Raw genomic sequence first — 9,193 nt, 5'->3', positions numbered from 1 at the left:
CGATGACCGACGTCGCGGCCCCGGCCGGCAGCTCCCGCTCGTAGCTCTCGATGAAGTAGCCGGTGACCCGCTCGGTGAAGGCCAGCAGGAGGGCCGCCTTGTCGGGGAAGTAGTTGTAGAGGGCGGTGCGGGTGATGCCGGCCTCGGCCGCGACGTCGGTCATCGAGATCTCGTCGATGCCCTGCGACCTGGTCAGCCGGGAGACGGCCGCGAGGATGCGATCACGCGTCTGGGCGCGGTGTTCTCCGATCGTGGCGGCCGAGATCCGGGGCATCTGACAATCGTCGCACAGCGCCGGTCGGTACGCCTCAGGCCGCGGGCGCGAGGTGGCCGAGATCCGCCAGCAGCTCGCCGTTGAGCCGGTAGGCCAGCAGGGTCTCCTCGATGATCCGCGCCCGCTCCCCGGCGTCGATGGGCAGGGCGTCCAGGCGGCGGCGGTACTCCTGCTTGAACCGGGGGCGGCTGGGGATCTCGTCGAAGATGTAGAAGTCGGCGCCGCCGCCGCGCTCGATCCCGTAGATCCGCTGGAGCCTGCTCCTGACGACCTGCCCCCCCGACAGGTCGCCGAGGTAGCGGGTGTAGTGGTGGGCGATGTAGCCGCCCGGCCAGGCGGCGGTCCGCTCGATCCGCCCGGTCAGCTCGCGGGTGGCCGGGACCGGCTCGATCAGGTCGCGCCAGCCCGGGCCGTGCAGCGCGGTGAGGTCACAGGTAAGGGCCTGGAGGCGGTACAGCTCGGGAAAGACGAAGGGGGCCGCGATCGGGTCGTCGGCGAGCGCCTGTGAGACGCCCTCCAGGGCCTGGTAGACGAAGTAGTGCTGGGCGACCATCGCCGCGTACGCCTCGCGGGGCAGCCGCCCGTCGAGCAGGGCGTTGATGTAGGGCAGGCCCGCGACCGCGTCGTGCTCGCCCCACGTGGCCTCGCGCAACTCCGCATAGAACGACATCAGGGTGGCTCCTCGATCGTGCGGGTCCTTTCCCGACACAGTGTCACAATGATTGCGACGTCACGTCAACACGAAAACGACACGACGTCATGAAAATCGCCGTCCGCGCAGCGCCGGCACGGCCGCCGCCAGCGCCGCGGCGAACAACGGCAGCCACGCCGCGCGCCACAGCAGCCACTGCGCCGAGACCGGCGCGTCCAGCAGCCCGGCCGCCCGCCCGAACGGCAGCAGCGTCACCGTGGCCAGGACCAGCACCGTCTGGTGCCACAGGAAGACCGGCATCGCCGACAGGTTCGCGACCGCGACCGCCGCCCACACGCGCGGCCGGCGCGCCAGCCGGGTCAGCGGCCCGTGGGCGAGCAACGCCGCCCCGGTCTGGGCGATCCCGGAGCACACCCCGGCGAGCGACGGCGGGCCCAGGTTGGAGATCGCCGCCCCGGTCACCCCCACCATGCTCGCGGGGTGGCCGAAGGCGGTGATCAGCAGGGCCGTGCCCGCCGCGCCGCCCGTCAGCATGGCAACCGCCGTACCGCGCCGGGCCAGCCCGCCCCCGGCCCAGGCCATCCCGAGCAGGTACGGCACCAGCCATCCGGCGGCCAGGTTCGCCCACCCCGTCCACGCGGGACCCGCCAGGCCGAACCGGATAACGTCCACCGCCACGACCACGCCGGCCATTCCCCCGGCCGCGGCGACCGGCCGGACCCGGGCGAGCAGCGGCGTGGCCAGGGTGAGCACGGTGAACACGGCGAGGAACCACAGCGGGCCCAGCGCCGAGACCGCGAAGGACCGCAGCGTCCCCCGGGAGATCCCCGCCGAGGTGAGCGCGAGGGCGAGTACCGCCCAGAACACCGCGAGCGGCAGCACCGGCGCGAGCAGGCGGGCCAGGCGGCGGCGGGCCCACGGCAGGTACCCGTCGCGGGCCGACCGCAGGCCGCGCGCGGCCGAGTACCCGCCGACGAAGAAGAACACCGCGAGCGTCTGCAACACCCACGACATCGGGGCCAGCGCGGGCATGGCGGTCAGCGGGGAGGCGATCCGCAGGGCGCCCGCCTGGTCCGTGGCCCAGGCGGTGACCAGCCAGTGGCCGAGCACCACGCCCGCGATGGCGAGCGCGCGCAGCGCGTCCACGCCGCGGTCGCGGGTGTCCGGGGTGGCGGCGGCGATCTTTTCCGCGAAGCCGGCGATCCGGTCGGCCATGGGTCACCTCGCCGGTCCGCCCGAGCGCGATCAGCGTCAGGTTGCGCAGCGAGACCCCGCCGGGCTTGAAGTATTCGCTGTGCGTGGCCCGGCCGGTCGCGAACACCGAGGCGCCGAAGCCGGGCGCGGCCGGGTCCGGGCCGAAGCCGAGCGGCCCGAGCCGGAACTTGGGCACGTTCCGCATCCAGTCCGCGCCGCCCAGCCCCGCCCACAGCCGCGTGCCTTCGAGTGCGAGATCGGCGGCCGAGTCCGCGCCGAGCCCGGGGCTGCCGTACACCACCGGGTCGCTCACCCCCAGGCCGGGCGGGGGTGTCGGGAGGCGGCGGGTCGGCGACGCCGGTGACCAAGGCCGCCAGGATGGGGCCCGCCAGCGCGGGGAGCCGGTCCTTGGCCGATCGGAGCCGCCTGAGCACCCGACCACCGACCACACTAGACCGGGCCGCACGGGAGGGGCGTCATACCAGGGGGTGATCCGATGTCACACCCCCGTACTGCTTACATGCTTACGATCGCTGTGAGCGAACAGGCTCAAGCTCGGGAACAATCCGGGGCTCTCAATACTTGAGTCGGTATAACTCAACCTTTGGAGATCGCATGAGTGAGAGCTTGATCCTTCCGGTCCTCCCGCTGGACGACGCGGTCGTGCTGCCCGGCATGGTCGTCCCGCTGGACCTGTCGGACGCCGAGGTTCGCGCCGCGATCGACGCGGCCAGGGCGGGCACCTCGGACCGCAAGGACGCACACGTGCTGCTGGTCCCGCGGGTGGACGGGAAGTACGGCCCGGTGGGCGTGGTCGCACTGGTCGAGCAGGTCGGCCGGCTGCCCGGCGGCGAGCCCGCCGCCGTGGTGCGCGGCCTGGAGCGGGTACGGGTCGGCACCGGTACCACCGGGCCGGGCGCGGCCCTTTGGGTGCAGGCCACCGCGATGGAGCCCGTCCCTGCCGGGGAGCGCGCGAACGAGCTGGCCGCCGAGTACAAGGCGCTGGCCACCACGATCATGCAGAAGCGCGGCGGCTGGCAGGTCGTCGACGCCATCAACCAGATAGACGACCCGGCCGTCCTGGCCGACAGCTCCGGCTACGCCCCCTGGCTGAGCACCCAGCACAAGATCGAGCTGCTGGGCGAGCCCGACCCGGCCGAGCGCCTGGCCAGGCTGGTCGAGCTGGCCCGCGAGCACCTGGCCGAACTGGACGTCGCCGAGACCATCCGCAAGGACGTCCAGGAGGGCATGGAGAAGCAGCAGCGGGAGTTCCTGCTGCGCCAGCAGCTCGCCGCCGTCCGCAAGGAACTGGCCGACCTCAACGGCGACCCGGCCGACGAGGAGGACGACTACCGGGCCAAGATCGAGGCCGCCGACCTGCCGGAGAAGGTGCGCGAGGCCGCGCTCAAGGAGGTCGACAAGCTGGAGCGGACCTCCGACCAGTCGCCGGAGACCGGCTGGATCCGCACCTGGCTGGACACGGTCCTGGACATCCCGTGGAACGTCCGCACCGAAGACTCCTACGACATCTCCGCGGCGCGCGAGGTGCTGGACGCCGACCACACCGGGCTCACCGACGTCAAGGACCGCATCATCGAGTACCTGGCGGTCCGCAAGCGCCGCCACGACCAGGGCCTCGGCGTGATCGGCGGCAGGCGCAGCGGCGCCGTGCTGGCGCTCGCCGGTCCTCCCGGGGTCGGCAAGACCTCCCTCGGCGAGTCCGTCGCCCGGGCGATGGGCCGCAAGTTCGTCCGGGTGGCCCTGGGCGGCGTCCGCGACGAGGCGGAGATCCGCGGGCACCGCAGGACGTACGTGGGGGCGCTGCCCGGCCGCATGGTCCGCGCGATCCGCGAGGCGGGCAGCATGAACCCCGTCGTGCTGCTGGACGAGGTGGACAAGCTGGGCGCCGACTACCGGGGCGACCCGACCGCCGCGCTGCTGGAGGTGCTGGACCCCGCCCAGAACCACACCTTCCGCGACCACTACCTGGAGGTCGAGCTCGACCTGTCCGACGTGCTGTTCCTGGCCACCGCCAACGTCCTGGAGGCCATCCCCGGCCCGCTGCTGGACCGCATGGAGGTGGTCACCCTCGACGGCTACACCGAGGACGAGAAGGTGGCCATCGCCCGTGACCACCTGCTGCCCCGCCAGCTGGAGAAGGCCGGGCTCGGCGCGGACGAGGTGACCCTGGAGGAGGCGGCGCTGCGCAGGCTGGCCGCCGAGTACACCAGGGAGGCCGGCGTCCGGTCGCTCGAACGGTCGATCGCCCGGATCCTGCGCAAGATCACCGCGTCGCTGGCCCTCGGCAAGGCCGAGCTGCCGGTCCGGGCCGGGGCCGATGACCTGGTGGAATACCTCGGCAGGCCCAGGCACGTGCCGGAGTCCTCACTGCCGGAGGCCCGCCAGCGCACCTCGGTGCCGGGCGTGGCCACCGGCCTGGCGGTGACCGGCGCGGGCGGCGACGTGCTGTACGTCGAGGCGTCCCTCGCCGACCCGGAGACCGGCTCGACCGGGGTCACGTTGACCGGCCAGCTCGGCGACGTGATGAAGGAGTCGGCGCAGATCGCGCTGTCCTACCTGCGCTCGCGCGGCGTGGAGCTGGAGCTGCCGGTCGGGTCGCTGAAGGACCGCTCGGTACACGTGCACGTCCCCGCGGGCGCGATCCCCAAGGACGGCCCGTCGGCCGGGGTCACCATGACCACCGCGTTGGCGTCGCTGCTGTCCGGCCGGCCCGTGCGCGGCGACGTGGCGATGACCGGTGAGGTCTCCCTCACCGGCCGGGTGCTGCCGATCGGCGGGGTCAAGCAGAAGCTGCTCGCGGCCCACCGGGCGGGCATCACCACGGTGCTCATCCCGGCGCGCAACGAGCCCGACCTCGACGACGTGCCGGAGGAGGTGCGCGCGGAGCTGACCGTCCACGCGGTGAGCGACGTACGCGAGGTGCTCGACATCGCCCTCTCCCCGGCCCACGTCACCCAAGCGGCCGCCGCCTGAGGGCGGGTCGCTCGCCGAGCACGGCCCGCCAGGGCCGTTCGCAAGGGCCGGACGCCGGCGCGGGCGTCCGGCCCTTTGGCGTGCCGCGGTATTCGTGATCTGTGATTTATGTTACTCATGTGACGGGAATAAAATTTCCATTTTGGGCCCCCTCGAGTAGTGCGGAAGATCACGATCTTGCGAATAGTCCGGATTTGCCGGGCTTTCAAGTGCTTTGTAAGTGTTTGTCAATCTCGGGCCGGGAGTCTTGATCGGTCAGACACCCTCATCTCCCGAGAGGACCGAACGTGCGATTCGTCAGCCGAATCCTCATCGGCGTAGGCGCCGCGACGGCGATCGCGGTGGCCGCGCCGGTCGCCGCCAACGCGACCGTCGTTCCCGCCGCCGGCGCCACTGCCGGCACCGCCGTCACCGGAACGACCCAGTGGGGCCCGTACTACTCCGCCGACCACAAGGCCAAGGCGAGCGGCGAGGTCAGCGTCGAGCGCAGAAACCACAAGATCTACTACAAGAAGAAGCACACCAAGTGGGTCAAGCACTGCTGGTGGTACAAGGGCACCAAGAAGTGCAAGCCGGTCAAGAAGGTCTGGTGGACCAAGCATTCCAAGTGGGTGCGCGGCAACCACTTCACCGTGGACAGCAAGCTCAGTAACCACAAGCGGTGGGGCGACCGCCGGTACCGCTGCGCATGGGAGACCTTCAAGGTCGAGACCTTCGACGGCTCGTCGTACTACCGGTCCTTCGACAACTGCGGCAGGTACCCCGAGCGCCACGGCTTCGACGGCAAGAACGCCGAGCGCATCTCGGTCAAGGTGAGCCGCGGCAGCGGGCACTCGCCCAAGGGCGGGTCCGGCGGCTGGCACGAGATCTACAGCGCGTCCTGACATCCGCGGCGCGGACCGGGGCGGTCAGGGGCCATCTGAGGCCCGGTCCGCCAGACGACGCCGAGGCCGCCGCTCCCCGAGACCGGGGCGGCGGCCTCGGCGCGTGCCATGCCGGTGTGCGCCCCGCCGTTGAACCTGGCGAAGATGCCGGCCAGCTCGGCGGCGCTGTTCACGCCGAGCTTCTGGTACGCCTGGTTGCGGTGGTTCTGGGCGGTACGCAGGGAGATGTGCAGGCGTTCCGCGACCTCCCGGTGGCTGCGCCCGGCCGCGCCGAGCTGGGCGACCTCCAGTTCGCGCACGGTCAGGTCGGGCGCGGCCAGGCAGCGCAGCGCCGGAGTGCCCGCCCGCGGGCAGGACGCGGCCAGTGACCACGCCTCGGCGGCGGCCCTGCGGGCGCCCCGCTCGTCGCCCGCCCGGCGCAGCGCGCCCGTCGCCTGCGCGGCGGCCTCGGCCGCGTGCAGCATCAGGCCGAGCCGCTCGAACCCGGTGGCCGTCGCGAGCAGTGCCCCGCCGTCGCCGTCGGCGAGCGCGGCGGCGTGCCGGGCGGCCAGTCGTACCCGCTCGCCGTCGTGGACCACGGCCAGCTCGGCCAGCCGCGCCCGCACCGGCGCGGCGCGGCCCAGGCGCACCGCGTCGTGCAGCGCGATGTGCTCGAAACCGGGCAGCCCGGCGGCGCGGCCGTCGGCCGCCGCGCCCAGCGCGAGGTCGATCGCCCTGCTGGTCTCGCCCAGCGCGGCGGCGATCCAGACGCGGGTGAGCGCCACCCAGCGGCCGAAGGCGGTCCAGGTGGTGCGGTTGCGGGCCAGCGCCGCGTCCAGCGTCTCCTGCGCCGCCCTGCCGTCCCCGCACAACGCCTGCGCCAGCGCGTAGGCGCCCAGGCATCCGCCGACGGTGACCGCGGTCTCGTGGTGCGCCGGCGCGTGGAGAACGGCGAGCGCGGTGTCGAGGTCGCCGCGCAGGATGGCGGCGTGCCCGCGGGACAGGGCCAGGCTGCCCTCGCCCCGCGACCAGCCGCGCTGCCCGGACACCGCCGCGGTCATGGAGGCGGTGGCCTCGCCCACGACCGCGAGGTCACCGCTGAACAGCCCGCACAGCGCCCAGGTGGAGTGCAGCGGGGAGACCAGCGCGGGGATGGTGTCCCGCCAGCCCGCCATGCCGGCCAGGGCCTCGGACACGGCGGCCAGCGCCTCCGCCGTACGGCCCGCGTAACACAGCGCGAGCGCGTGGGCGTTGAGCGCCTGCGCGCGCACCGGTGCGCTGAGCGGGCGTTCCAGTAAGGGAGCGCTCCAGGCCAGCGCGGAGCGCGGGTCGGCGGCGGAGGCGGCCAGGCCGACCCGGCGCACGGTGATCGCATCGCGCCTGGCGGGGTCGGTGACGGTGCCCTCGGTACGCGCCAGCAGCGCCATCGCCTCGGGCAGCCGGTCCGTCCCCCACGCGAGATTGCTGGCCCTGGCCAGGGCCAGTTCGACGCGCGTGGACTCGTCGGCGGGCTCCGGCGTCGCGTCCAGCACGGCGCGGGCGCGGTCGGGGAGCTGGGCGTGGTCGAGCAGGTTGGCCAGCAGGATTGCGGCCTCGACGCCGCCGCCCGCCGACAGCGCGGCCTCGGCCAGCCGGACCGCGAGCGGATAGTCGTGCGCGGCCCAGGCCAGCCGGCAGGCGGCGACCAGCGGCTCGGGGTCGGTGCCCAGGCCGCTCTCCAGCCGCCATACCGTGCCGCGCAGCACGTCTTCTCTGCGCCGCATGCCGGTGGCCGCCACGACTTGGACCAGGTCGGCGTAGCGGCGCCGGCGGCGCAGCCCGGGGCAGCGCTCGCGGGCCACCTCGCCGTAGAGTGGATGGCCGAGCCGCGCGACCTCCCGCCTGTCCTCCACGGCCACCCTGATCAGCCCGCGCTCCTCGGCGAGCAGCACGGCCTCCTCCGAGACCAGCGTGCTCAGCGTGCGCGCCCCGATCGGCTCGGCGAACGTGGTGAACTCCAGCACCGCCGCGAGCGGGGCCGACAGGGTGCCGATCCGGTCGCGGATGAGTTCGACCAGCCGGGGGGCGAGCGGTGTGTCGCCGGGCGCCGCGTCGGCCAGCGGAGCCCGGGCGAGGTGCCACATGCCGCGCAGCCGCTGGAGCGTTCCCGCGGCCAGCGCCGAATCGACGATCTCGTGCAGGAACAGCGCGTTCCCCTCGGTCACCCGGCACAGATGGACCACGGTCGCCTCGTCCGGCGGGCCGCCGAGCGCGGCGGTCAGCAGCCGGCGGATGTCGCCGTCGCCCAGCGGCCCGATGTCCGCCCGCCTGGCCAGGTGGTCGCGCCACAGCGCGGTCACCGTGTCGGGGGCGGGCTCGCCGCTGCGCAGGGTGGCGACGACCCGGGCGCGCCCGGTGGCGACCAGTGAGTGGATCACTCCCGCCGAGTGCCCGTCCAGCAGGTGCGCGTCGTCCACGCCGAGGACCGGCAGCCGTCCGGCGGCTCGCGCGATGATCTCCTCGGCCGCCCACCGCAGCGTGTTGCCCTCGGGCGCCCGCGCGGGCAGCAGGTCGGCCAGCGCGCCGTTGGGGATGCCGCTGGTCGCCTTGGTGGCGCGAATGCGCAGCACGGTGTGGCGGTCGTCGGCCAGCCCGCGTAGCACCTCGGCGGCCAGCCGGGACTTGCCCACCCCGGCCGCGCCCACGATCACGACGCCGCGCGCGGCCCGGTCGCGGGCGAATCGGATCAGAGTTTCGAGTTCTTTGTCACGCCCCGCGAACGGCCACGTCTTCATGCGCCCCTCCCACCCAGGTTTGGATATTACGCTCTTGTGGGCAATTTGGAGATCCCTTATCGTCCCTTTGTGAGGCGCTGGGCGGCGAAATTCAGCATCGATTGCCCTGGGTGTGCGAATCGCTCTCTCGCGCGTGAGCCCGATGGGCCGCATCGGTCATTCCTGCCGCCGGAACTTGCGCCGTACGCGACGGCCGTGTGCCAGATGTGCGGCCAGGTGCTCTTCCTGGCGGCCGAGGCCGCCGAGGTCGATCCCGACCGTGATCCGGACGGGCTGCCGCCGCGCCGGGCGCGCGTGCTGTGGCCCGTCGCGGCGGGCCGGGCGCGCGCCGCCGTACCGCCCGCGCTGGCGCGGGAACTCGCCGAGGCCGAGTCCTGCCTGAACGCGGGGGCGTACACGATGACGTTGGTGAACGTGCGCCGGTTGCTCGAAGGGGTGTGCG

7 protein-coding genes and 1 pseudogene are annotated in these 9,193 nt (G+C 73.4%); 3 read left to right on the top strand and 5 right to left on the bottom strand.

Annotated features, from left to right (window positions below):
• From C1I98_RS29875 to C1I98_RS45845, 4 genes and pseudogenes are all read right to left on the bottom strand, one after another.
• Window positions 1-274, bottom strand: a 274-nt coding sequence (locus C1I98_RS29875; protein WP_146607707.1) for a TetR/AcrR family transcriptional regulator, incomplete at its 3' end; no start/stop codon positions are given.
• A gap of 34 nt (window positions 275-308) precedes the next feature.
• A complete protein-coding gene (locus C1I98_RS29870) occupies window positions 309-944 on the bottom strand; it encodes a biliverdin-producing heme oxygenase (protein WP_111170733.1) in 636 nt (211 codons plus the stop codon).
• Between the two features lie 87 nt (window positions 945-1,031).
• Window positions 1,032-2,141: an acyltransferase family protein gene (locus C1I98_RS29865; protein ID WP_233508304.1), complete on the bottom strand. Its 1,110-nt coding sequence runs from the start codon at window positions 2,139-2,141 to the stop codon at window positions 1,032-1,034.
• Window positions 2,142-2,316: 175 nt separating this feature from the next.
• Window positions 2,317-2,433: pseudogene (locus C1I98_RS45845) on the bottom strand (alpha/beta hydrolase); the annotation flags it as partial.
• A gap of 302 nt (window positions 2,434-2,735) precedes the next feature.
• Here C1I98_RS45845 and lon point away from each other — a divergent pair.
• Both lon and C1I98_RS29850 read left to right on the top strand, forming a co-directional pair.
• Entirely contained in the window at window positions 2,736-5,114 is a 2,379-nt protein-coding gene (gene lon / locus C1I98_RS29855) for an endopeptidase La (RefSeq protein ID WP_111170732.1), read from the top strand.
• A 287-nt stretch (window positions 5,115-5,401) separates the two neighbouring features.
• Window positions 5,402-5,998, top strand: a complete 597-nt coding sequence (locus C1I98_RS29850; RefSeq protein WP_111170731.1) for a hypothetical protein — start codon at window positions 5,402-5,404, stop codon at window positions 5,996-5,998.
• On the opposite strand, the gene C1I98_RS29845 is transcribed toward C1I98_RS29850, so the two are convergent.
• Entirely contained in the window at window positions 5,983-8,751 is a 2,769-nt protein-coding gene (locus tag C1I98_RS29845) for a LuxR C-terminal-related transcriptional regulator (RefSeq protein WP_158558227.1), read from the bottom strand. The genes C1I98_RS29850 and C1I98_RS29845 overlap by 16 nt on opposite strands.
• Before the next feature lie 216 nt (window positions 8,752-8,967).
• Between C1I98_RS29845 and C1I98_RS41845 the strand changes: the two genes are divergently transcribed.
• Window positions 8,968-9,193, top strand: a 226-nt coding sequence (locus C1I98_RS41845; RefSeq protein WP_199537308.1) for a hypothetical protein, incomplete at its 3' end; no start/stop codon positions are given.

Source organism: Spongiactinospora gelatinilytica, from assembly GCF_003236385.1.
In the GTDB taxonomy this organism is placed as follows: Bacteria; Actinomycetota; Actinomycetes; order Streptosporangiales; family Streptosporangiaceae; genus Spongiactinospora; species Spongiactinospora gelatinilytica.
The sequence above is the reverse complement of the archived record's forward strand: the minus strand, read 5'-3'. Positions and strand labels throughout refer to the sequence as shown.